Here is a 20773-nt window from a genome sequence, read left to right on the forward strand (position 1 = left end):
CCCGAGTCAAACCCCGAGCGTCTGGTGCAGCCAGTCCATCTTCAACGGCAACTCTGCCGCGGGGATGGTGGCAATGATCTCGCCATGTTCGAGCACGTAGTGCCGGTCGGCGAGTGGCGCGGCGAAGCGGAAGTTCTGCTCCACCATGACGATGGTGAAACCGCGTGACTTGAGTTCGGTGATGACTTCGCCGAGCTTCTTGACGATGACCGGAGCCAGGCCTTCTGTGATCTCGTCGAGCAACATCAGCTTTGCCCCGGTACGCAACACGCGCGCCATCGCCAGCATCTGCTGCTCTCCGCCCGAAAGCTTGCTGCCCGGGCTGCTGCGGCGCTCCAGCAGGTTGGGGAACATCCCGTAGATCTCGTCCACCGACATGCCGCCGCTGGCCACCTGGGGTGGTAACAGAAGGTTCTCCTCGGCGCTGAGCGAGGCAAAGATCGCGCGTTCCTCGGGCACATATCCGATGCCGTAGCGCGCCATGCGGTGGGTGGGCTCGGCAATCACCTCCTTGCCGTTGACCATGATCGATCCGCTGCGCCGACCGACCAGGCCGAGAATGGATTTCAGCGTGGTGGACCGACCGGAACCGTTACGCCCGAGCAGGGTGATGCACTCGCCGCGGGCCACCTGCAGGTCGATACCGTGGAGGATGTGCGATTCACCGTAGAACGCATGCAGATCCCGGATCCGCAATATTTCCGGGCGGGGAGTGAAGGCGCTTGTCATGGGCGGGGGCGACCGGGGTCAGTGGTGGGCGTCATTCATGTCATCGGAGCCGACATAGGCTTCGAGCACCTTGGGATTCTTCGACACTTCGGCATAGGTGCCTTCGGCAAGGACGCTGCCGCGGGTGAGCACGGTGATGCGGTCGCAAAGGTTGGCGACCACGGACAGGTTGTGTTCGACCATCAGGATGCTGCGATTGGCCGACACCTTGCGGATCAACTCCACCACGCGACCGATGTCCTCGTTGCCCATACCCTGAGTGGGTTCGTCGAGCAGCATCATCTTCGGGTTCAGTGCCAGGGTGGTGGCGATTTCCAGCGCACGCTTGCGCCCGTAGGGCATCTCGGCGGTGACGGTATCGGCGAAATCCTTCAGATCCACCGATTCGAGCAACGCCATCGCTTCATCGTTGAGCACATCGAGCGACTTCTTCGAGCGCCAGAAATGAAACTCGGTGCCGAGCTTGCGCTGCAGGCCGATGCGCACGTTTTCCATCACCGTCAGGTGCGGAAAGGTGGCGGAGATCTGGAACGAGCGCACCAGTCCGCCCCGCGCGGTAACCGCCGGTGCTTCCCGGGTGATATCCCGCCCCTCGAAACGGATGCTTCCCGATGTCGGCGGCAGGAACTTGGTGAGCAGGTTGAACACGGTGGTCTTGCCGGCCCCATTCGGACCGATCAGCGCATGAATATCGCCGCGCCTGACCTTGAGATCGACATTGGAGACTGCGACAAAGCCCCTGAACTCTTTGGTCAGGCCGACCGTTTCGAGAATGAACTCGTCCATAGTGCTTTCCGGGAATGATGCGGCGCTCGCGTTGAGCCAGGCGAAGGTCTGCCTGTTTGCTGCTCTTTCTGTCCGCCTTCAGTCTTCCGTCATCTGAACTTGCGGGCAACTATCGTTTACCCGCACGCCCCCCGCCAAAGGCCGAGGGGGCCGTCCGCGTGTCGCGCACAGCCCCCTCGAATATTCCCGCTGCAACAGGCCCCTGGCGCGGGACCGTGCCGATATGTCAGTTGCCGCTCATCGCCATCATCAGCTGGTTGATGCGCTTGACGAAACTCGCCGGATCATCCAGCGTGCCGCCTTCGGCGAGCAAGGCCTGGTCGAACAGCACCGCGGCCCAATCGTCGAAGTTCTTGTCTTCGTACTTCAGGCGCAGGACCGCCGGATGCCGCGGATTGATCTCCAGGATCGGTTTCGACATCGGCGCGTTCTGGCCCGCGGCCTTGAGGATGCGCCCGAGGTTCATGCCCAGATCATGCTCGTCCGCCACCAGGCAGGCCGGCGAGTCGGTCAGGCGCAGGGTGACCTTGACGTCCTTGACCCGCTCGCCGAGGCTGGTCTTGATCTTCTCCAACAGTTCCTTGTACTCGTCGGCGGCCTGTTCGACCTCTTTCTTCTCGGCTTCGTCTTCGAGCTGGCCCAGGTCGAGCCCGCCCTTGGCCACCGATGCGAGCGCCTTGCCGGCAAACTCGGTGAGGTTGCCGATCACCCACTCGTCCACGCGGTCGGACAGCAACAGCACCTCGATGCCCTTCTTGCGGAAAATCTCGAGATGGGGGCTGTTCTTCGCGGCATTGAAGGTTTCGGCGGTGACGTAGTAGATCTTGTCCTGGCCTTCCTTCATGCGTCCGATGTAGTCGTCGAGCGAGACCACTTCATCGGGCGTGTCGGCATGGGTGGAGGCAAAGCGCAGCAGGCCGGCAATCTTGTCCTTGTTGGCGAAATCTTCGCCCACGCCCTCCTTGAGTACCTTGCCGAACTCTTTCCAGAAGGTGGCGTACTTTTCCTTGTCGGCGGCCTCATCGCTGGTGGCCATGCCTTCGAGCAGGGCCAGCACCTTCTTGGTGCAGCCCTGGCGGATGGCGTCGATATCCTTGGACTCCTGCAGGATCTCGCGTGACACGTTGAGTGGCAGATCGGCCGAGTCGACCACCCCGCGCACGAAGCGCAGATAAGTCGGCATCAGCTTCTCGGCATCGTCCATGATGAAGACCCGCTTCACATAGAGCTTGACGCCGTGGCGCGCATTGCGGTCCCACATGTCGAACGGCGCATGCGATGGCACGTACAGCAACTGGGTGTATTCCTGGCGGCCTTCCACCCGGGCATGGGTCCACGCCAGCGGCTCGTCGTAGTCATGGCCGACGTGCTTGTAGAACGCCTTGTACTCGTCGTCGGTGACATCGTTCTTCGACCGTGCCCACAGCGCATTCGCCTGGTTGACGGTCTCGTCCTCGTCGGTGACGACCTGCGCCTTCTTCTCTTCGTCCCACTCTTCCTTCTTCATCACGATCGGCTGCACGATGTGATCGGAGTACTTGCGGATCAGGCTCTTGAGCTTCCAGCCGGAGAGCAGGTCGTCCTGACCTTCACGCAGATGCAGGGTGATCTCGGTGCCGCGGTCGGCCTTCTCGATCGGCTCGACGGTGTATTCGCCGGCGGTGTCGCCGGTCATCGCGCACTCCCACTTCACGCCCTCGCTCAGCGGCAGCCCGGCGCGGCGGGTGCGCACGGTGACCTTGTCGGCCACGATGAAGGCGGAATAGAAGCCGACCCCGAACTGGCCGATCAGATTGGCGTCCTTCTTCTGGTCGCCGGTGAGCTTGCCGAAGAATTCCCGGGTGCCCGACTTGGCGATGGTGCCGAGGTGGGTGACGACCTCATCGCGGCTCATGCCGATGCCGTTGTCGCTGATGGTGACCGTCTTCGCCTCGGCATCGAATGCGACGCGGATCTTCAGATCGCTGTCGCCTTCGAACAGGGCGGGCTGGTCGAGGGCCTCGAAGCGCAGCTTGTCGCTGGCATCGGAAGCATTGGAAATCAACTCGCGCAGGAAGATCTCGCGGTTCGAGTACAGCGAGTGGATCATCAGGTGAAGCAGTTGCTTCACTTCGGCCTGGAAATTCAGGGTTTCGGCGGTCTGGGCGCTGGACATCTCGATGCGTCTCCGGTGGTGAAAAAGTGTGAGCTGCAGATTGGGTCGCCGACCCGGATTTTCAAGCCCCGTCGGCAGTCAGTCGTAGCGAACCCCGACAATCTCGATCTCGCGCACGCCGGCCGGGCTCATGAAGCGCACCATATCGCCCTCGCGCGCCTTGATCAGCGCCCGCGCCAGCGGCGAGATCCAGCTGATCATGCCGGCCGCGGCATTGGCCTCGTCCACGCCGACGATCTGCCAGGTTTGCTCGGCGCCGGTGGCATCCTCGACATCACTGATCGTCACCGTGGCACCGAAGAACACCTGATCCACGTTCTGCTGCGCGGCCGGGTCGACCACCTCCGCGTTCTCGATGCGCTTGATCAGAAAACGGATACGCCGGTCGATCTCGCGCAGGCGCTTCTTGCCATAGATATAGTCGCCATTCTCCGAGCGGTCCCCGTTGCCCGCCGCCCAAGCTACGGTTTCGACCATTTTGGGCCGCTCGATCCGCAACAACTGGTCGAGCTCCTCGCGCAGGGCAAGGTAGCCGCGCCGGGTCATATAGTTCTTGCTGCCTGGCGGCAGGCGCAGCGAGGGCGAGAGCGCGTCTTCCTCCTCGTCACCTTCCGCTTCCCTGACGAATGCCTTGTTCATGATGACCTTCCCGAATGCCGGCAAACCGGTGATGATAATGGATAGAACGGGCAAATTCCGACGACTGTACCCCGTCAACATTGTCATCGACTCACCTGCCGCATACCATAGCCCTAGGAGGCTGTCGGACTTGAGGCTGATCTACTGCGCCAGTGGGAGAAGCGGTCCATATCCGCCCGTTTTTTTCGTTGCATAGAATGACTATGCGCCTCAAAACCGGCCGAATCGGTCCTCGCTTTCCCACTCGGCTCGTGACGATCGCTCAAGTCCGACAGCCTCCAAGGGGATTCACCGACAAACGGCGCAGCCGCGCCAGCACCCGAGCGGGTTCACGATGAACGACGACAGGATGAACGACGACAGCTTCGACAACGCAACCAGTCTGCAGTTGCGCCTGGAAGCGTTGCGCGCAGAGCACCGCGATCTCGACGAGGCGATTGCCAGGCTGATTGCTGCGCCCACCGACGATCAGCTCCTGATCCGGCGGATGAAGAAGCGCAAGCTGGCACTCAAGGATCGCATTTCGATCATCGAGCGTCTTGTCGAGCCCGACGACCTGGCCTGAAACGAGCCATCTACCAGAAACGGCACTCATGACCCAACCCGGACTCTACGGTCGGGAAACGCTCGCGCTCCATGCCGGGCAATCTCCCGATGCGACGCACGGTTCGCGCGCGACACCGATCCACTTCACCACCAGTTACGTTTTTCCGGATGCCGATCAGGCTGCCGCCCTGTTCAATCTGGAGCAGCCCGGCCACGTCTATTCTCGCATCTCGAACCCCACCAATGCCGTGCTCGAAGAGCGGATTGCCGCACTCGAAGGCGGCGTTGGCGCGGTGGCCGTTGCCAGTGGTCAGGCCGCCTTCCATCTTGCCGTCACCACTCTGATGGGCTGCGGCGGCCACATCGTCGCCTCGCGCTCGCTCTACGGCGGCTCGCACAACCTGCTGGCGTACACCCTGCCACGCTTCGGCATCCGCACCACCTTCGTCGATCCCCGCGATGCCGATGCCTGGCGTGCCGCGATCCGCCCCGAGACCCGGCTGCTGTTCGGCGAATCGATCGGCAACCCGGGACTGGACGTGCTCGATATTCCGACCGTGGCCGGCATTGCCCATGCCGCCCGCCTGCCCTTGCTGGTCGACGCCACCCTGGTGAGCCCTGCCCTCCAACGCCCGTTCGAACTGGGAGCCGACCTGGTGATGCACTCTGCCACCAAGTTCATCGGCGGCCACGGCGTCGCCGTCGGCGGGCTGCTGGTCGATGGCGGCCGCTTCGACTGGGAGGCCTCCGGGCTGTTTCCGACCCTGACCGAAGCCTACGAGGGCTTTCACGGCATGGATTTCGCCGAGGAGTCGCCGGTCGCAGCCTTCCTGCTGCGTGCCCGCCGTGAAGGCCTGCGCGATTTCGGCGCCTGCCTGTCGCCGATGAACGCGTTCCAGATCCTGCAAGGGCTGGAAACCCTGCCATTGCGGATGCGCGCGCACGTTGACAACGCCGGCACGGTCGCCGACCACCTGGCCACTCATCCGCTGGTGGACAGAATCGCCTACCCCGCCCTCGCCTCCCATCCGGACCACGCGCTGGCGCAACGGCTCCTGCCCGACGGCTGCGGTGCGGTGCTGTCGTTCGAGCTCAAGGGCGGACGTCAGGCCGGCAAGGCGTTTATCGGTGCACTCCGACTGTTCTCGCACCTGGCCAACGTCGGCGACGCCAAATCGCTGGTCATCCACCCGGCAAGCACCACCCACTTCCGCATGTCGGCCGCCGATCTCGCGGCTGCCGGAATCGGCGAAGGTACCGTGCGCCTCTCAGTCGGCCTGGAGAATGTCGGCGACCTGCTCACCGACCTCGATCGCGGGCTGGCCGCCGTCGACAAGCTGTCGAAGGGGTGATCGGCATGGACATCGCCGTCAATCAGCACCTCACCCGGATCTACACCGGCGGACGCAGCTTCGACCGCGAGCTGCCGACCGTAGTCCTGATCCACGGCGCAGGACACGACCACAGCGTCTGGAATTACCAGGCCCGCCACCTCGCGCACCACGGCTATGGCGTGCTGGCACCCGACCTGCCGGGCCATGGCGGATCGCACGGTGAGCCGCTGCGCGACATTGACGCCATGGCGACCTGGCTGCTCGACCTGACCGACGCGGTCGGCTGCACCCGGATGCACCTCGTCGGCCACAGCATGGGGTCGCTGATCGCGCTCGCGACCGCGGCAAAGGCAGCCGACCGGGTCGCCCGCCTGATCCTGGTGGGCAGCGTGGCGCCGATGCCGGTTGCGCCGGTGCTGTTGGACGCCGCCGGCGACGACCGTGATCGCGCCCACGCGATGATCAATCAGTGGTCCTTCAGCCCGACCGCTCAACTCGGCGCCAGCGCCACGCCCGGCATCTCGCTCGTCGGTGCAAACCAGCGCCTGATGGAACGCCAGCCGGCCGGCGTTCTGGCCACCGACCTGCAGGCGTGCAACGCATGGACCGATGGCTTAACGGCCGCCGCCGGGATCCGCTGCCCGACACTGATGCTGTGCGGCGAGCGCGACCAGATGACCCCCGCGCGTGCGGTAAAACCCTTATACGACGCACTGGCCAACGCGGCGGGCGGTGCGCGTATGATGACGCTGGCGGGCGCCGGCCACGCAATGATGGCCGAATCGCCCGCCGCGGTCGGCAATGCAATTAGGAGGTTTCTGGAGGCGTAGTGCTGGCGGATTACAGGTGGACTGTTACGCCGGTCGGCAACCCGAATTGCCTCCATCGTTGTCCCTTGCCCTACCACAACCATTCTGCTGCTGAAAAAATACAACCCGACAGGAGAGAGACACATGTCGCAGCCGAACGATACCGAGCTTGACGATGCCGCGGGGCTTCCCTTCCCCACGGTTCGCGACATCCCGTTTACCGCCCCCTTCGCGTGGGTCGCGCGGGGATTCGGCGACCTCAGGGCCTGCCCCATCCCGAGCCTGTTCTATGGTTTCTGCTTCGCCGGTATGGGCCTGCTGGTCACCTTCGTGTTCGAGCACGCGTACGAATACACCTCGGCGCTGACGTCGGGCTTTCTGTTGCTGGGTCCCTTCCTTGCCATGGGTCTGTACGAGATCAGTCGCCGGCATCAGCTCGGCGAAAACTGCTCGCTGGCACCGACGCTCACGGTGTGGAAGCGCAACGCCGGCAACATCGGCCTGTTCGCGGTGGTGCTCGGCGTGGTCTTTCTGGTGTGGGCGCGAGCGTCACTGGTCGTGTTCGCCCTGTTCTACTCCAACGAGATGCCCAACCTCTCCGGTTTCCTGGGCCAGTTGCTGGCGCTCGAGAACATCGAATTCCTGCTGGTCTATCTCGGCATCGGGCTGGTCTTCGCCACCCTCGTGTTCGCCGTCAGCGTGGTCTCGATTCCGCTGATGCTCGACCGCAACCAAGATGCCATCAGTTCGATGCTCGCCAGCATCGCCGCATTGGTGCGCAATCCGGCGGCAATGAGCGTGTGGGCCATTCTGCTGGTTTCGATGACCATCATCGGCTTTCTCAGTTTCCACATCGGCCTGGTCGTGTTGATGCCGATCATCGGCCACGCCACCTGGCACGCCTATCGCGATCTGGTGGAGCCGTTGCCGACGCGCTGAACACGGCAACGTTCAGCCGCCAAGTTCGAGCACGACGGGCTGGTGATCCGACGCATCGGTGTCCGCACACACGGTCACCGCCCTCACCCTCGATGCGAGATCTGCACTGACAAAGGCAAAGTCGCAGCAGTACGGGCGGTCCGGCCAGTCGGCGCCATGCAGGCCAACCGTTGGCGGATGCGGCGTGGGCCCCTCGACCACGCACCAGGCATCCCGCCATGCGGGTACCGCAGGGTCCGTGGGCGCAAGAATGGCATCGTAATCGGCCGAGCCCGGCTCGCAGTTGAAGTCGCCACACAACACCGCGGCGGCCGGCCGGGGCCACGCCCGAAAGCCCGGATTTGACTCTTTGATGACTGGCGGCGCCAGCGCGTGGGCAACCGCTTCACGGTGCACATCCCGCAGGCGCGCGATCTGGGCAGCGCGTTGCAGTGCCGAGTAGTATTCCAGATGCGTCGTCAGCACCCTGAGCGCCCCGCCGGGTGCATCCACCACCGCTTCGACACAGATCCGCTGCATTGCAGGCACGGTCGGATCGGCCGGGCTCGGCAGCAGATGACGAAACACCTGCCCGACCGGATGCCGCGACAACAGCAGATTGCCGAATCGCGCCCGGCCACCATTGCCATCGGGCACATCGACCGCGGCGCCGAACACGGCTTCATAGTCGGCAAAGGCCGCCCCCAGAATCGCCGGCCCATCCTCGCAATGTCCCCCGGCAAGCCCCGAAAAGCGCTGAGCCACCTCCTGCAGGCAAATAACGTCGGCATCACCGATCGCGTGCAGCGCAGCGATCGTCCGATCCAGATCGACCCGTCCATCCGCCCCTCGGCCCCACTGAATATTCCAGCTCACTATCCGCATATAACCTCCTCATCCTTGCCGTAACGGGTCCTGACAGGCTGCAGCCGGTCGCCCCCCGTCGCAGGTTCACGATCTGCGCCGCGCGCGAAACCTGGCGCATCAGGCACCATCATCCTCCCCGCAGTGCGTCAGGATGAAGCTGCGCACCTTGTCGCGCAGCGCGAGCATGTCGTGCCATCCCGCCCCGGTCGGTTCGACCGGGGGGCTGATCGTCACCGCCAGCGGGCCGCGACGCGGTCGCCACGACCCGTCGGGCAGCACCTGCCGCGTACCGGCAAGCGCGATCGGGACCACCGGCAGGCCATTCGCAACCGCGACCTGGAAAGCCCCGAGACGAAAAGCCTGAAGGGCCGGTCGCGCATTGAAAGTGCCTTCTGCAAAGAACAATAGCGGCGGCGAAACGCGGGCGCCAGCGACCAGCGTCTGTGCATCCTCGACGCCCTTGCGCGAGTCGAAGCGCTCGACGAAGCGGGCACCCATGCGCGAAAACAGCGCATGCATCAAGGGGTTGGCCTTGAATTCGGCCTTGGCGACGAAACCGACCGGCCTCGGCAGCGCAGCGACGAGCACGAACCCGTCGACGTAGCTCGCATGATTGGCGACCAGCACGCAGGGACCGGACGGCAGGTGTTCGAGACCTTCCACCCGCAGCGGGCATGCGCTGACCACGCGAAACAGGCGTGCCAACGTGCGGGCCACGGCCCAGCGCAGCCGGAGCGTGGGCAGGGTAAGGATCGCAAGCGCGGCAAGCGGCGCAAGCACACCGAATCCCGCCCACACCCGGATCCCATGGAGAAGCTGGCCGGCACGCTCACCGCCGGCACGCACGCGTCCCCTCCAACTGGCGATCTCCAGGCGCAGAAGCTGCAGCCACGGCGCCCGTGCCGATGCGCCGAGCGTGCCGTTCAAATAGGCATCGCGCACTGCAGCGCGGCGAATCTTGCCACTCGAGGTCTTCAACACCGCATGGGGCGGCACCAACACCACCACATCGGGCTGCAGTCCGACCTGGTCGACCGCCGCGGCCGTGATGCGCTGCTCGAGGGTGTGCCGGGGGGCGTCATCGCGCGCGCGCGTCTCGGCCACCACGACGAGTTCTTCGTCCGCACGGTGGGCACCGACGACACCAAAGACCGCCACACAGCCCTTGCGTACGCCGGCGAGATTGCCGATTGCCTGTTCCAGGTCGTAGGGGTAGAAATTGCGTCCGCCGCGGATGATCATGTCCTTGGCCCGCCCGGTGATATGGACCTCGCCGTCGGCCAGGTAGGCGTAATCACCAGAGACCAGCCATTGGCCATTAAAGAGGGTGGCGCTTGCCGCCGGGTTACGGTAGTACCCGGCCGTGGCCGAAGGCCCGCAAAACTCAAGACTGCCGATGCTGCGCTCGGGCTGCACCCGCCCGCCTTCATCGACGATCCGCACTTGGTGGCCGGGTAGCGGCGGTCCGCAACAGACGAAGACCAGGGCACTTTCATCACCGGCTGCGGCGGGTTCGGCGCGGCCGTGGATCATCATGGCGTCGCGCTGCACGCGGTCAAGCTGCACCCCGCGACCCGGTGGCGATATCGCCAGTCCCACCGTACATTCGGCGAGACCATAGACCGGGGTGAGAATTTCGCGCCGCAGTCCGTAAGCGGCAAAGGCAGTGGCAAAACGCGCCATCGAATCCGGGCTCACCGGCTCGGCGCCATTGATCGCCAGCCGCCAGCTGGACAGATCCAGCCCCTCCAGTGGCTGGTCGGACAAACGCCGAACGCAGAGGTCGAACGCAAAGTTGGGGGCCGCGGTCACCGTGCCGCGATGGTGATGGATGGCCCACAGCCAACGCTCGGGTCGGGCCAGAAAATCCAGCGGCGACATCAGTATCAGCGGGCAGGCGTAGTAGAGGCTGCCCAGCCACGCGCCGATCAAGCCCATGTCGTGGTAAAGCGGTAGCCAGCTCACCGCGACATCGGTCGAGGTCAGCCCGATCGCGCTCCCCCACGCACGGATGTTGCCAAGCAAGTTGCGATGGCTGAGCATCACGCCCTTCGGGTCGCCCGTCGATCCGGAGGTGTACTGGATCAGTGCCAGCTCGTCGCCATCGGCAGGCATGCGCGACATCGGCGCGGCATCGAGATCGGCAGGCGTCAATACGCGATCGAGCGCCGGCGCCAGACCTGCAAGCATGCGCGCGAGCGGGCGAACCTGATCGAAGGTGATCAGCACGCGCGCCTCGCAATTGCGCAGGATGCCGGCCTGTCGCCGCAGATGGTCCTCGAGTTGGGCCGGCCGTGCCGGCGGATAGATCGGCACCGGCACGGCGCCGGCAAACAGGATTCCGAAGAAGCTGCGGAAGAAATCCAGCCCCGACGGCAGCATCATCGCCACGCACTGCCCCGGCCGGATGCCGACGCGCATCAGTGCCGCGGCAACCCGTGCGGCGGCATCGGCGAGTTGCCCATAGCTCAGGGCCTCGGTCTCGTCCGCGCTGCGGTAGAAGGTGACATGTATGCGGTCGGGGTGGCGGGCCACATGCCAGTCGAGCACCTCGACCAGGGTGGCGGCGTCCGCCGGAACGCCCTCGGCCTGTTCCGGGATCGCCAGCCGCACACCCGCAAGCGCCGAGCGGGCGGACCGATGCCCAGCGTTTCCGATCGCGTCGATGAGCTGTCGTGGCGTTTCGGCCGCCCCCAGCACTTCCGCCGGGAGGCGGACGTCGAAGCCGCGCTCCACCCGCGCCAGCAGTTCGACCCGGGCAAGGCTGTCCAGACCCAGATCGCGGTCGAACAGACTGTCGAGTCCGGCCCGCGTCTGCGAACGCGGCTGCAGCTCCCGCAGCAAGTCGTCGACGAGGCTCAGCAGGCGGGCAACATCGTGCGGCAAATCGGATCCTGATCGTTCCGACACGTTCATGCCTCCGGTATTCGACGGTCGCTGCAACCAAGGTAACACCCGGAGGAGACGCGCGCGTGATCGCGACTTCGATACCCGGACGCAACTTCCCTGCGCATCGGACGCCCGCCAGCCCGGTATCCCTGCGGCCTTCGCCGCGGGTGGCCTGCCCTACGCCGGCTACATGCAGTGCTCGGGGCGGGCAGCAGCCCACGCCTCGTAGACGGACACCTCTCATCCGGACGAGTTCTGCCGCCCGCCGAATGTGATTTCGATCAAGGCAGCTGCGGCCGGCGCCGCCCACAATCGACATGAAACGGAATCGTCACCGGCCGCACGGTCGCGCGATTCATGACCCAATCACCCACTCGCGCATCGTGCCGGACGGATGCGGCCTCCGGTGTCGACCGAGGATGCTCTGCCATGTCCGAACCCGCTCCCGAACACCCGAAAAGCAGACCGGCCGCGCGATCGCTGCAGCCGGCGCAGGTCAGTCTGGCCGACCTGTGGTCGTCGATCGCGGTCGGGATGGCTCAGTTCCGCGCCGTGCCGATGTTGAGTGCGGCCTACGCGGCCGTGTTCGTCGTTCTGGGCGGCATGCTGTTTCTGGTCCTCGACGCGGTGTCGATCGCGCCGCTCAGCCTCTCACTGGCGGGTGGATTCATGCTGGTCGGGCCGATACTGCTGGCCGGTTTCTTCTCGGTTTCGGACGTCCTTCACGCCGGCGGGAAGCCGGTGGCCGCCGACATCCCGCGTGGGTTCCGGCGCATGCCGCGAGGCGGCTGGGTCGTCTCCTTCGTATGCGCGCTGCTGTTCCTGATCTGGCTCACCGATGCGGGAACCCTCTATGGTTTCATGGTCGGTCACGAGCCGATCGGGTTCGCCCGCATGTTGCCGGCCGACGCGCGGGTAAGCGATTTCATCCTGTTCAGTTCGATCATGGGTGCGGTGCTGGCCTTCATTCTGTTTACCATCTCGGCGTTCTCCATCCCGCTCATCCACGACCGGCGCGCCGACCTCGTCTCCGGCGTCGTCGCCAGCGTCCGCGCAGTGTTCACGCGTTTTCCGGTGATGATGTGCTGGGCCGTGGTGCTTGCGGTGGTGATCATGATCAGCGCATTGGTGCTGCCGCTGCTGCTGATCACCCTGCCGGTGATGGCCTACGCCAGCCGGGCCTTCTACTTCAGGGTCTTTCCGAAGTAGAAAGCCCGGATTCGCGGCAACTGCTCCGGACGAAGCCATTCGCCGGCGATGTCCGGGCCTTGCGCGACGGTAGCAACGCGGTGGCGGGCGAACCGGACACGGCTGACACTCGGTCGGCATTCGGCTAACATCAGGCCCGTTGGTGCTCGTGCTTCCTTTCCGGGAGCACAGTTCAACGGGAAGCAGGAGTCTCGTCCCCCCGGCCTCGAACGGCTGCGCGGGGCGGGATAACCTGCGCTGCCCCCGCAACGGTAAGCGGCCAGGCCCGGAATTCGATGTCCGGGCCACTTCCATCACCCAGCCACTGGAACCGGGATCGATCAGATCCGCCCGGGAAGGCGATGGAAATGTGTGCCGCCAGCCCGGATACCGGCCAACAAGGCTGTTGCGGTTCGCCTGACGAACCGCAACCTTGTGCCCACGCACTGTCGGGGAAGACAGTGAGGGCGACTTTTCGAGTTCATCACCATGACCATCCGACCCGGCCGTTCGCCGCTGACGGCGCTCGCCTGCGCCGTGGCCGTCGCCACCGTAACCACTGTCGCAACGCCCGCCTTCGGCCACGGCGACCACACCCATGGGCACGCCACCCTGACCCTCGTCATCGAGGGCGATGTACTGAGGGGCGAATTCAACTTCCCGCTGGAGAGCCTGCTCGGGTTCGACTACCCACCGAAGACCCCCGCGCAACAGCAGACCCTCGATCTCCTGAAGGGCCGTCTCGGCGAACTCGACAAGTTCATCGAGCCCGCTGCCGAAGCGGCCTGCACCGTCGCCCGCTCACAGCTTGCACCGGATCTCGCGACCGCGGACCGATCGGCGGACATTGCCAACATCGTCTATGCGTTCGAGTTCGAATGTGCCCGGGTGTCCGCGCTGCAATCGATCGTCTTCTCCGCGTTCGGTAACCATGCCGGGCTCAAGCAGCTGAGGGTCAGCCTGAGCGCACCGGCCGGCCGCAAGACCGTCACCGTAAGGCCGAAGTTTCCGGCCATCACCTTCTGACCCCCGTCACCGGAAACCGACAATGATAGAAGCAAGCTTTCTGCAGATCGCCCAAGCCCTGCTGTGGCCGGTACTCACCCTCGTCGCGCTTGCCTTCACCTACGCCCTGTGGGTCGCCGGCAGGACCCTGATGGAAGGCTGGCAACGCTGGCGCCTGCCCGACTATGCCTGCCTGCCCGGTGACGCCGGGTATTCGATGGAAGAACTGGAGATGCGGGTACTGCGCCAGATCGAGCCATTGCGGCTGCTGAGCCGGGTCACGCCGATGCTCGGACTGATTGCGACCATGATTCCGCTCGGCCCCGCGCTGCAAAGCGTGGCCACCGGCCAGGGGCACGAAGCGTTGGCGGTATTCAGCGGCGCCTTTGCCGGCGTGGTACTGGCGCTGGCAGCGGCTTCGGTCGGCCTGGTAGTCTATTCGGTGCGGCGGCGCTGGCTGCTGGCCGAATTGCTGTCCATCCGCAAGGCCCGTGAGGTGCGGGCATGAGTCTCAAGCATCTGAAGGTGCTCGACGAGGACGATGAAGATCCGATGCTGTCGGCCGTCAATCTGGTCGACGTGTTCCTCGTGCTGGTGGTCGCCCTGCTCGCTGCAGTGGCGGCGAGTACGCGCCAGACCGCCCCTCCCGACCCCACCCGGGTGCACAAGGCGGGCGAGCCGGACATGGAGATCGTGGTCACCGAGCAGGGACGCGAAGTCCGCTACAAGGGCAGTGGAAGCGTCAGCGATGGCAAGGGCGTGCGTGCCGGCGTTGCATACCGCCTGCACGATGGCAGCATCATCTATGTCCCCGAGGATGGTGCCGCGGGCGAGAAACCGGGCGCAGGTGACGACCGATGAACACGCTGCTCCGGCTGCTGTGCATCGCCCTCTGGTGCGCGAGCGGCAACGCCCTCGCCCGCGACCTGCTGTGGGTGACGGCGGACATCACTCCTGCCGCGCGCAGCGCGATGATCGAACGTCTCGGTGCTGCGGCAGGATGGACGGTCCGCCACCTCGACCATCCGCTGCGTGACACCCCGGGGCAGGCCGCGGAACAGCGCGAAGCCATGGCCCGGGCCCTGACACAGGCCGACCTGGTGTGGGTCGATGTGCCTCACGCAAGCGCCCATGCCCGGCTGCACAAACTCTTCGGTTCCATGCTCGACGCCCACGCGGCCAGTCATCCCGAGCGGGTGGTATGGATCAGCGCCGAAGTGCCGGCAGCTCCGGCCGACCGTGCGGCACGGCGTATGGACGAGTATCTGCGCGCGGGGGGCGAAACCAACGTCCGCCACGCGTTCACGCTCGCCTCCGCCGCCATCGACCAGGCTGCGGTGCCGGATCTGCCGGCTCCGCGGCGGTGGCCCGCGCGCGGCCTCTATCATCCCGATGCGCCGGACTTCTTCGACAACGCCGACGCACTGGCGGCCTGGCAAGGCACGGTCCCCCGCTACAGCGACCAACCCGCAGTCGCGGTGCTGGTGCATCGCTACCATTTCATCAACGGCGCCACCGACTGGCTGGACGACTGGCTTCGGCGGTTCGCGCACCAGGGCCTCTTTGCCTATGCGGTGTTCGGCCAGCAGGTCGATGGCGCCGGACTCGCGGCCATGCTGGAGCAGGACTCCGCAGCCGCGGCCCCCACCCCGCACCCGCGATTGATCGTGGTCCATCAGCTCACCCCGCAGGCCGCCGCACTGCAGCCGCTGTTCGAGCGCTGGGCCACCCCGGTGCTGGCGACCCAGCCCTACCGCCAGGGCGATCAGGCGGCGTGGGAACAGGACGCCGCAGGGCTGTCGCTCGGCGACACCCCGTTCTATCTGGTCCAGCCCGAGGCCGCCGGTGCGATCGATCCGCTGATGGTGGTCACCCATGCCGACCGGGGCCGACGCACCGTGCTCATCGAGCGCCAGGCCGACGCGGTGGTGGCAAAGGCGAAGCGTCTGCTTGCGCTCCGTTCGCGCCCAGCCGCGGACAAGCAGCTGGTCGCCATGGTGTACAACTATCCGCCGGGCGGGACCAATTTCGGCGCCTCCTTCCTCAACGTACCGCGCAGTCTGGAACAGGTCTCCGGCGCATTGGCCGCAGCCGGTTACGACACCCGGCCCACACCCGAGGCCGATTGGATTGGCGGGCTCCAACCCCTGCTCCGGGCCTACTACCCGGACGCCGATCTCGTCGCCCTGCTGCAGGCACAGCAGGCAGAGGCGCTGCCGCTGGCGCGTTACGAGACCTGGTGGCAGACCCTGCCGGCGCCGGTGCGGCAGCGGATCGAGCGCCATTGGGGACCGCCTGCCAGCAGTCGCTATGTCGTGCAGTGGGAGGGCGAACCGGTGTTCGTGATCCCCCGCCTGCAGATCGGCAAGCTGTCGGTACTGCCGCAGCCACCACGCGAGGAGACCCTGCGCCGCGGCCAGAACCCCTTCATGCACCGCAGCAAACAGCCGCTGTCGCACCATTACCTCGCGGTCTACCTGTGGGCACAGCAAGCGGATGCCCTGATCCATTTCGGCACTCACGGCACCCAGGAATGGGCACCGGGCAAATCGCGCGCACTCGACGTGCTCGACGATGCACTGCTGCCACTCGGGGATCTGCCGGTGATCTACCCCTATATCGTCGACAACCTCGGCGAGGCGCTGACCGCCAAGCGCCGTGGCCGTGCGCTGCTGGTCAGCCATCGCACCCCGGTGTTCGCCACCGCCGGCTTTCCGGCCAGACTGGCCCAGATGCACCAGCTGATGCACGAATGGGAGATCGCCGACCTTGGCCCCACCCGCACCGCACTCACCCACCAGCTGGTGGAGTTGATCGTGGAACATCAGTTTCACCGCGACCTTGGCTGGAGCCGCGACCAGATCAGTGCCGAGCTCGAGAAATTCATGGAAGTCCTGCACCCCTGGCTCGACCAGCTCGCGCAGAGCTCACAACCCAGGGGCCTGGCCGTATTCGGCAAGACCCCGGACGAGGGGCTGCGCCGCCAGACCATCCTGCAGGCCCTGCGCCAGCCGCTGCTCGATGCCCTGGGCGAGGATATCGACGAGACCTTCCTGATCGCCTATCGCGACGTCGCCTACTCGCGCCCCGCGCGCTGGCTCGAAGTCGCGCTGCGCGACCCGCAGGCGGCGAGTGTGCTCGACCTGCGTCCGCCCGAACCCGAAACCGCCGTACCCAATCGCGCAGCACGCCGCGCGATCGACCACGATGCGCTGCTCGAACTTGCCGGCCGTGCGCAAACCCTGGACCGCCTGCTGGCCACCGAAGGCGAGATGGACGGGCTGTTGAACGCACTCGAGGGCCGCTTCGTGCCGGCGGCGTATGGCGGCGACCCGATCCGCAACCCGGACAGTCTGCCCACCGGGCGCAACCTGACCGGGCTCGACCCCAGTCGCCTGCCGACCCGCCAGGCCTACAACGTCGCCCGCATCCTGTTCAAGAACTGGCTCGACGACTGGCACAAGGCTAACGGCGGGCAGCCGCCACGGCGCATGGTGCTGTCGCTGTGGGCCGGCGAAACCTTGCGTCACCAGGGCATCATGGAAGCCCAGGCGATGGTGGCGCTCGGGGTGCGCCCGGTGTGGGACGATTCCGGTCGGCCACGCACGGTCGAGCTGATACCGGCGGACGAACTCGGCAGGGCGCGGGTCGATGTCGTGCTGAGCGTAACCGGTTCCTACCGCGATCAGTTTCCGGCCCTGATGGCGCTCCTCGACCAGGCGGTGGCCGCGGTGACCGAGGCCGAGCCGCTCGGTGCGATCGCGCTCAACAGTACCGAGGTCGCCACCGAGCTCGCCCGGAAGGGCGTGCCTGCAGCACAAGCCCGGCTGCTCGGTCAGGCGCGGGTATTCGGCAATGCGGTCGGCGACTACGGCACCGGTATTTCCGACGCAGTTCAGGACAACGGACTGCGCACCCGTGACGATCGACTGGGCGCCATGTTCCTGCAGCGCATGAGCCAACCCTATATCGGCGGCAGCGCGCTCGAAGGCATTCCCGCCGGGATCGCGGCCCAGGCGATCGGCGCGCAGTTGCGTCGCGCCGACGCCGCCATCCTGTCGCGGACCTCCCATCTGTATGCAATGGCGAGTTCGGACGATCCGTTCCAGTATCTCGGCGGCCTTGCGGCCGCCGCACGCACTGCCGGCAAGACGAAACCCCTGCACCTGTTCGTCAACCAGTTGCAGGACGGCAACGAGCCGTTCACCGAGAGCGCGCAACGCAGCATCGCAATGGAGATGCAGTCGCGCTATCTCCACCCGGGCTGGATCGAGGCGCAAAAGGCCGAGGGCTATGCCGGCACCCTGCAGGTACTCAAGGCGGTCCAGTTCATCTGGGGCTGGCAGGCCACGGTCGACGGCACGGTGCGGCCCGATCACTGGCAAGGGTTCTACGACGTACTGGTGAAGGACAAGCACGCGCTGGGCATCCCCGAATGGCTGCGCAGCCACCCGCAAGCCTATGCCCAGACCCTGGAACGGCTGGTGCAGGCGCAGCGCCACGGCCACTGGGCGCCCGACGCTGCAGGCCGCCGCGAGCTGGCGCAACTGTACGAGGAGCTGACCCGCCGCGCACCGCTCGCGCGCGAGTTGCCCGCCGTCCGCCAGTGGGTTCACGACCAGCTGTCACCACCGGAGAACACGACGCGCAGGCGGTCCCGAGGATTGGCCGTGGCAGTGCCCACCGCGCAGCCCCTGCCGCCACCACAGGTCGAGCCGCCGTCACCCGACACCGAGCACCCGCCCGCCGCGGCGCCCGTGCTGCGGGGCGTGCTGCTGCGGCGCGAGGATCAGGTCGCGGCCGCGGCCGACAAGCTGCCCGCCGTGCTGACGATGCTGGTCATGGCGCTGGTGGCTGGCGCCGGCGCAACCCGGCAGTGGGCGAGCCACCCCGGGCGTCGGCTGCCTGCCATCGGGCGCCGATGACCGGGATGCAATCATCGTGCGGCGCCGGACCAGGCGGGAGGGGCGTGCCGCAACTCCCATTCGGCGCGCTTCACTGGCATCATTGGAACCCGACTCCCCCGCTTACGACCCGATGTCTGCACACGACCATCATCCCGCACATGCCCACGACCACGACCACGATCTTGGCGGTCATGGGCATGGCAGCCACGATCACGATCATTCGGCCAGTCGCTGGCTGCCGCTGGCGCTGAGCCTGACTCTCGGCTTTGCGGCGGTAGAGGCGATTGCCGGCTGGTGGTCGGGATCGCTGGCCCTGCTCGGCGATGCCGGTCACATGGTGACCGACTCGATGGCGCTCGGGCTCGCCGCGCTCGCAGCTCGCCTCGCGCTGCGGCCGACCAGCGTGCGCCACTCGTTCGGGCTGCGGCGGGTCGAAAGCCTGGCCGCACTGATCAACGGACTGCTGATGATCACCCTGGTGGCAACCCTGCTATGGCAGGCCATGGTCCGCCTCGGCAATCCACGGGAGATCGTGGGCGAAGCGGTAACCCTGGTCGCGCTCGCCGGCCTTGGCGTGAACCTGCTGGTGGCCTGGCTGCTGACCCGCGGCGAGACGGATCTCAATACCCGGGCGGCATTGCTGCATGTGATGGGCGATATCCTCGGCTCCATCGCCGCACTCACATCGGGGCTGGTGATCCAGTTCACCGGCTGGGTCACAATCGACCCGCTGCTCACGATGCTGATCTGCGGTCTGATCCTGGCCTCGACCTTGGCGCTGTTGCGCCGCGTCGTGCATACGCTGATGGAAGGCGTGCCCGACAACCTGTCACTGCCCGAGGTCGGGCAATCGATGGCGGCCGTCGAGGGCGTACGCTCCGTTCATGATTTGCACATCTGGAGTCTGGACTCGCGTCATCCCGCGCTTTCCGCTCATCTGGTGATCAGCGACGCGCAGCAGTGGCCTGTCATCTTGCGCCACCAGCGCGAACTGCTCGCGGCCCGCTTCGGCATCGAACACGTCACCCTGCAACCGGAACTCGCGCCCGATCAACCGCTCGTATTCGTGCCGCAGCATTCCCGTGCAGCCGCAGATCGACGATAATTGATTGGACTATTACGGAACTCCATCATGCATTCCGCCCAGGAAATCGTCAGTCACGTCGAATCGCTTGCCTCGCTGCCCACGGTGTACCACCGGATTCGGGAGCAACTCGACGCCCCCGACGGCTCCATCATCGAAGTCGCCCGTCTGGTCTCGTCCGATCCGGCGCTGACCACCGGGGTGCTGCGTCTGGTCAATAGCGCGTTCTACGGTTTCGGGGGCCAGATCGACACCGTGGAACGCGCGGTGCCGATTCTCGGACTGCAGCAGGTGCACGATCTCGTGCTCGCCATCGCGGTGAGTGCGGTGTTCGAGGGCATGCAGCCCGAGCACATGGACATGAATCGCTTCTGGCATGGCAGCATGATATGCGCGCTGTCGTCCCGGGCGCTCGCACGCGCGGCACATAACGCGGCATCGGAGCGCATGTTCGTGATCGGACTGCTGGCCGATATCGGCCATCTGGTGATGTACCAGACGATCCCGGATCTGGCCGAAGAGGCGCAGTCCGCGGCCGATGCGAGTGGCGAAGCGCTCTACCTGGTCGAGCGCCGGATCATCGGCTGCGATCACGCGGAAGTCGGCGCGGCGCTGATGGACGCCTGGCGACTGCCGTCCTGCTTTGCCGATGTGATCGGCGCCCAGCTCGTTCCGCGCCTCGGGGGCGAACGCACGGCCGAGGCCACCCTGCTTCATATCGCCACCGGCATCGTTCACGCCGATCGTTACCAGGAGTCGAGCGAGATTGCCGCTGCACGGATCGACCCCGCAATGTGGGACGACATCGGCCTCGGCCCCGAGTGCATCGCCAAGGTCAGGGAAGACGCCGAACTCCACCTTTCGGCCTGCATCGCCACGTTCTTTCCGCGGCGACGCGAGCACTGAGGCGAGTCCCG

17 protein-coding genes and 1 riboswitch are annotated in these 20773 nt (G+C 65.9%); of the genes, 11 read left to right on the forward strand and 6 right to left on the reverse strand.

The features are described from left to right. Positions 1-6: 6 nt before the first annotated feature. The 4 genes from AC3A35_RS09200 to greB form a co-directional block, all read right to left on the reverse strand. Positions 7-729: an ABC transporter ATP-binding protein gene (locus AC3A35_RS09200; RefSeq protein WP_487435738.1), complete on the reverse strand. Its 723-nt coding sequence runs from the start codon at positions 727-729 to the stop codon at positions 7-9. An 18-nt stretch (positions 730-747) separates the two neighbouring features. After that, the gene (locus AC3A35_RS09205; protein WP_487435739.1) at positions 748-1515 is read right to left on the reverse strand and encodes an ABC transporter ATP-binding protein; all 768 of its coding nucleotides are present in this window, start codon (positions 1513-1515) and stop codon (positions 748-750) included. A 226-nt stretch (positions 1516-1741) separates the two neighbouring features. Next, positions 1742-3670 (reverse strand): molecular chaperone HtpG, encoded by a 1929-nt coding sequence (gene htpG, locus AC3A35_RS09210; RefSeq protein WP_487435740.1) that lies wholly within the window; start codon positions 3668-3670, stop codon positions 1742-1744. 78 nt (positions 3671-3748) lie between these two features. After that, complete coding sequence (gene greB / locus AC3A35_RS09215) at positions 3749-4309, reverse strand: transcription elongation factor GreB (RefSeq protein ID WP_487435741.1); 561 nt, start codon at positions 4307-4309, stop codon at positions 3749-3751. A 349-nt stretch (positions 4310-4658) separates the two neighbouring features. Here greB and AC3A35_RS09220 point away from each other — a divergent pair, with 349 nt between their 5' ends. From AC3A35_RS09220 to AC3A35_RS09235, 4 genes are all read left to right on the forward strand, one after another. Further along, on the forward strand, positions 4659-4874 hold the full coding sequence (locus AC3A35_RS09220; RefSeq protein ID WP_487435809.1) for a YdcH family protein: 216 nt from the start codon (positions 4659-4661) through the stop codon (positions 4872-4874). A 28-nt stretch (positions 4875-4902) separates the two neighbouring features. Further along, on the forward strand, positions 4903-6207 hold the full coding sequence (locus AC3A35_RS09225) for an O-acetylhomoserine aminocarboxypropyltransferase (RefSeq protein ID WP_487435742.1): 1305 nt from the start codon (positions 4903-4905) through the stop codon (positions 6205-6207). Positions 6208-6212: 5 nt separating this feature from the next. Next, the gene (locus AC3A35_RS09230; protein ID WP_487435743.1) at positions 6213-7019 is read left to right on the forward strand and encodes an alpha/beta fold hydrolase; all 807 of its coding nucleotides are present in this window, start codon (positions 6213-6215) and stop codon (positions 7017-7019) included. 123 nt (positions 7020-7142) lie between these two features. Continuing rightward, positions 7143-7937: a DUF2189 domain-containing protein gene (locus AC3A35_RS09235; RefSeq protein WP_487435744.1), complete on the forward strand. Its 795-nt coding sequence runs from the start codon at positions 7143-7145 to the stop codon at positions 7935-7937. 12 nt (positions 7938-7949) lie between these two features. Here AC3A35_RS09235 and AC3A35_RS09240 read toward each other — a convergent pair whose 3' ends face one another. Together AC3A35_RS09240 and AC3A35_RS09245 are read right to left on the reverse strand one after the other, a co-directional pair. Beyond that, the gene (locus tag AC3A35_RS09240) at positions 7950-8801 is read right to left on the reverse strand and encodes an endonuclease/exonuclease/phosphatase family protein (RefSeq protein ID WP_487435745.1); all 852 of its coding nucleotides are present in this window, start codon (positions 8799-8801) and stop codon (positions 7950-7952) included. Between the two features lie 99 nt (positions 8802-8900). Continuing rightward, positions 8901-11669, reverse strand: coding sequence for an AMP-binding protein (locus tag AC3A35_RS09245; RefSeq protein ID WP_487435746.1), 2769 nt, complete (start codon positions 11667-11669; stop codon positions 8901-8903). Between the two features lie 432 nt (positions 11670-12101). Here AC3A35_RS09245 and AC3A35_RS09250 point away from each other — a divergent pair, with 432 nt between their 5' ends. The 7 genes from AC3A35_RS09250 to AC3A35_RS09280 all read left to right on the forward strand — a co-directional run bounded on the left by AC3A35_RS09250 (position 12102) and on the right by AC3A35_RS09280 (position 20762). Next, positions 12102-12881 (forward strand): DUF2189 domain-containing protein, encoded by a 780-nt coding sequence (locus AC3A35_RS09250; protein WP_487435747.1) that lies wholly within the window; start codon positions 12102-12104, stop codon positions 12879-12881. Between the two features lie 123 nt (positions 12882-13004). Beyond that, a riboswitch (cobalamin riboswitch) is annotated at positions 13005-13273 on the forward strand. A 76-nt stretch (positions 13274-13349) separates the two neighbouring features. Beyond that, on the forward strand, positions 13350-13886 hold the full coding sequence (locus tag AC3A35_RS09255) for a ZrgA family zinc uptake protein (protein WP_487435748.1): 537 nt from the start codon (positions 13350-13352) through the stop codon (positions 13884-13886). A 22-nt stretch (positions 13887-13908) separates the two neighbouring features. Further along, entirely contained in the window at positions 13909-14373 is a 465-nt protein-coding gene (locus AC3A35_RS09260) for a hypothetical protein (RefSeq protein WP_487435749.1), read from the forward strand. Then, on the forward strand, positions 14370-14726 hold the full coding sequence (locus AC3A35_RS09265) for a DUF2149 domain-containing protein (protein WP_487435750.1): 357 nt from the start codon (positions 14370-14372) through the stop codon (positions 14724-14726). The genes AC3A35_RS09260 and AC3A35_RS09265 overlap by 4 nt, the downstream gene beginning before the upstream one ends. Continuing rightward, a complete protein-coding gene (cobN, locus tag AC3A35_RS09270; RefSeq protein ID WP_487435751.1) occupies positions 14723-18790 on the forward strand; it encodes a cobaltochelatase subunit CobN in 4068 nt (1355 codons plus the stop codon). Before AC3A35_RS09265 ends, cobN begins: the two co-directional genes overlap by 4 nt. 112 nt (positions 18791-18902) lie before the next feature. Next, a complete protein-coding gene (locus AC3A35_RS09275; protein ID WP_487435752.1) occupies positions 18903-19877 on the forward strand; it encodes a cation diffusion facilitator family transporter in 975 nt (324 codons plus the stop codon). A gap of 27 nt (positions 19878-19904) precedes the next feature. After that, the gene (locus AC3A35_RS09280; RefSeq protein ID WP_487435753.1) at positions 19905-20762 is read left to right on the forward strand and encodes an HDOD domain-containing protein; all 858 of its coding nucleotides are present in this window, start codon (positions 19905-19907) and stop codon (positions 20760-20762) included. The last annotated feature ends 11 nt before the right edge of the window (positions 20763-20773 follow it).

The organism is Azoarcus sp. Soil_N_20 (assembly GCF_057656155.1).

What these genes read in the sequence shown, in the direction of transcription:
- AC3A35_RS09200 (WP_487435738.1), bottom strand. Translation starts at nt 729, where the DNA reads ATGACAAGCGCCTTCACTCCCCGCCCGGAAATATTGCGGATCCGGGAT.
- AC3A35_RS09205 (WP_487435739.1), bottom strand. Translation starts at nt 1,515, where the DNA reads ATGGACGAGTTCATTCTCGAAACGGTCGGCCTGACCAAAGAGTTCAGG.
- htpG (WP_487435740.1), bottom strand. Translation starts at nt 3,670, where the DNA reads ATGTCCAGCGCCCAGACCGCCGAAACCCTGAATTTCCAGGCCGAAGTG.
- greB (WP_487435741.1), bottom strand. Translation starts at nt 4,309, where the DNA reads ATGAACAAGGCATTCGTCAGGGAAGCGGAAGGTGACGAGGAGGAAGAC.
- AC3A35_RS09220 (WP_487435809.1), top strand. Translation starts at nt 4,659, where the DNA reads ATGAACGACGACAGCTTCGACAACGCAACCAGTCTGCAGTTGCGCCTG.
- AC3A35_RS09225 (WP_487435742.1), top strand. Translation starts at nt 4,903, where the DNA reads ATGACCCAACCCGGACTCTACGGTCGGGAAACGCTCGCGCTCCATGCC.
- AC3A35_RS09230 (WP_487435743.1), top strand. Translation starts at nt 6,213, where the DNA reads ATGGACATCGCCGTCAATCAGCACCTCACCCGGATCTACACCGGCGGA.
- AC3A35_RS09235 (WP_487435744.1), top strand. Translation starts at nt 7,143, where the DNA reads ATGTCGCAGCCGAACGATACCGAGCTTGACGATGCCGCGGGGCTTCCC.
- AC3A35_RS09240 (WP_487435745.1), bottom strand. Translation starts at nt 8,801, where the DNA reads ATGCGGATAGTGAGCTGGAATATTCAGTGGGGCCGAGGGGCGGATGGA.
- AC3A35_RS09250 (WP_487435747.1), top strand. Translation starts at nt 12,102, where the DNA reads ATGTCCGAACCCGCTCCCGAACACCCGAAAAGCAGACCGGCCGCGCGA.
- AC3A35_RS09255 (WP_487435748.1), top strand. Translation starts at nt 13,350, where the DNA reads ATGACCATCCGACCCGGCCGTTCGCCGCTGACGGCGCTCGCCTGCGCC.
- AC3A35_RS09260 (WP_487435749.1), top strand. Translation starts at nt 13,909, where the DNA reads ATGATAGAAGCAAGCTTTCTGCAGATCGCCCAAGCCCTGCTGTGGCCG.
- AC3A35_RS09265 (WP_487435750.1), top strand. Translation starts at nt 14,370, where the DNA reads ATGAGTCTCAAGCATCTGAAGGTGCTCGACGAGGACGATGAAGATCCG.
- cobN (WP_487435751.1), top strand. Translation starts at nt 14,723, where the DNA reads ATGAACACGCTGCTCCGGCTGCTGTGCATCGCCCTCTGGTGCGCGAGC.
- AC3A35_RS09275 (WP_487435752.1), top strand. Translation starts at nt 18,903, where the DNA reads ATGTCTGCACACGACCATCATCCCGCACATGCCCACGACCACGACCAC.
- AC3A35_RS09280 (WP_487435753.1), top strand. Translation starts at nt 19,905, where the DNA reads ATGCATTCCGCCCAGGAAATCGTCAGTCACGTCGAATCGCTTGCCTCG.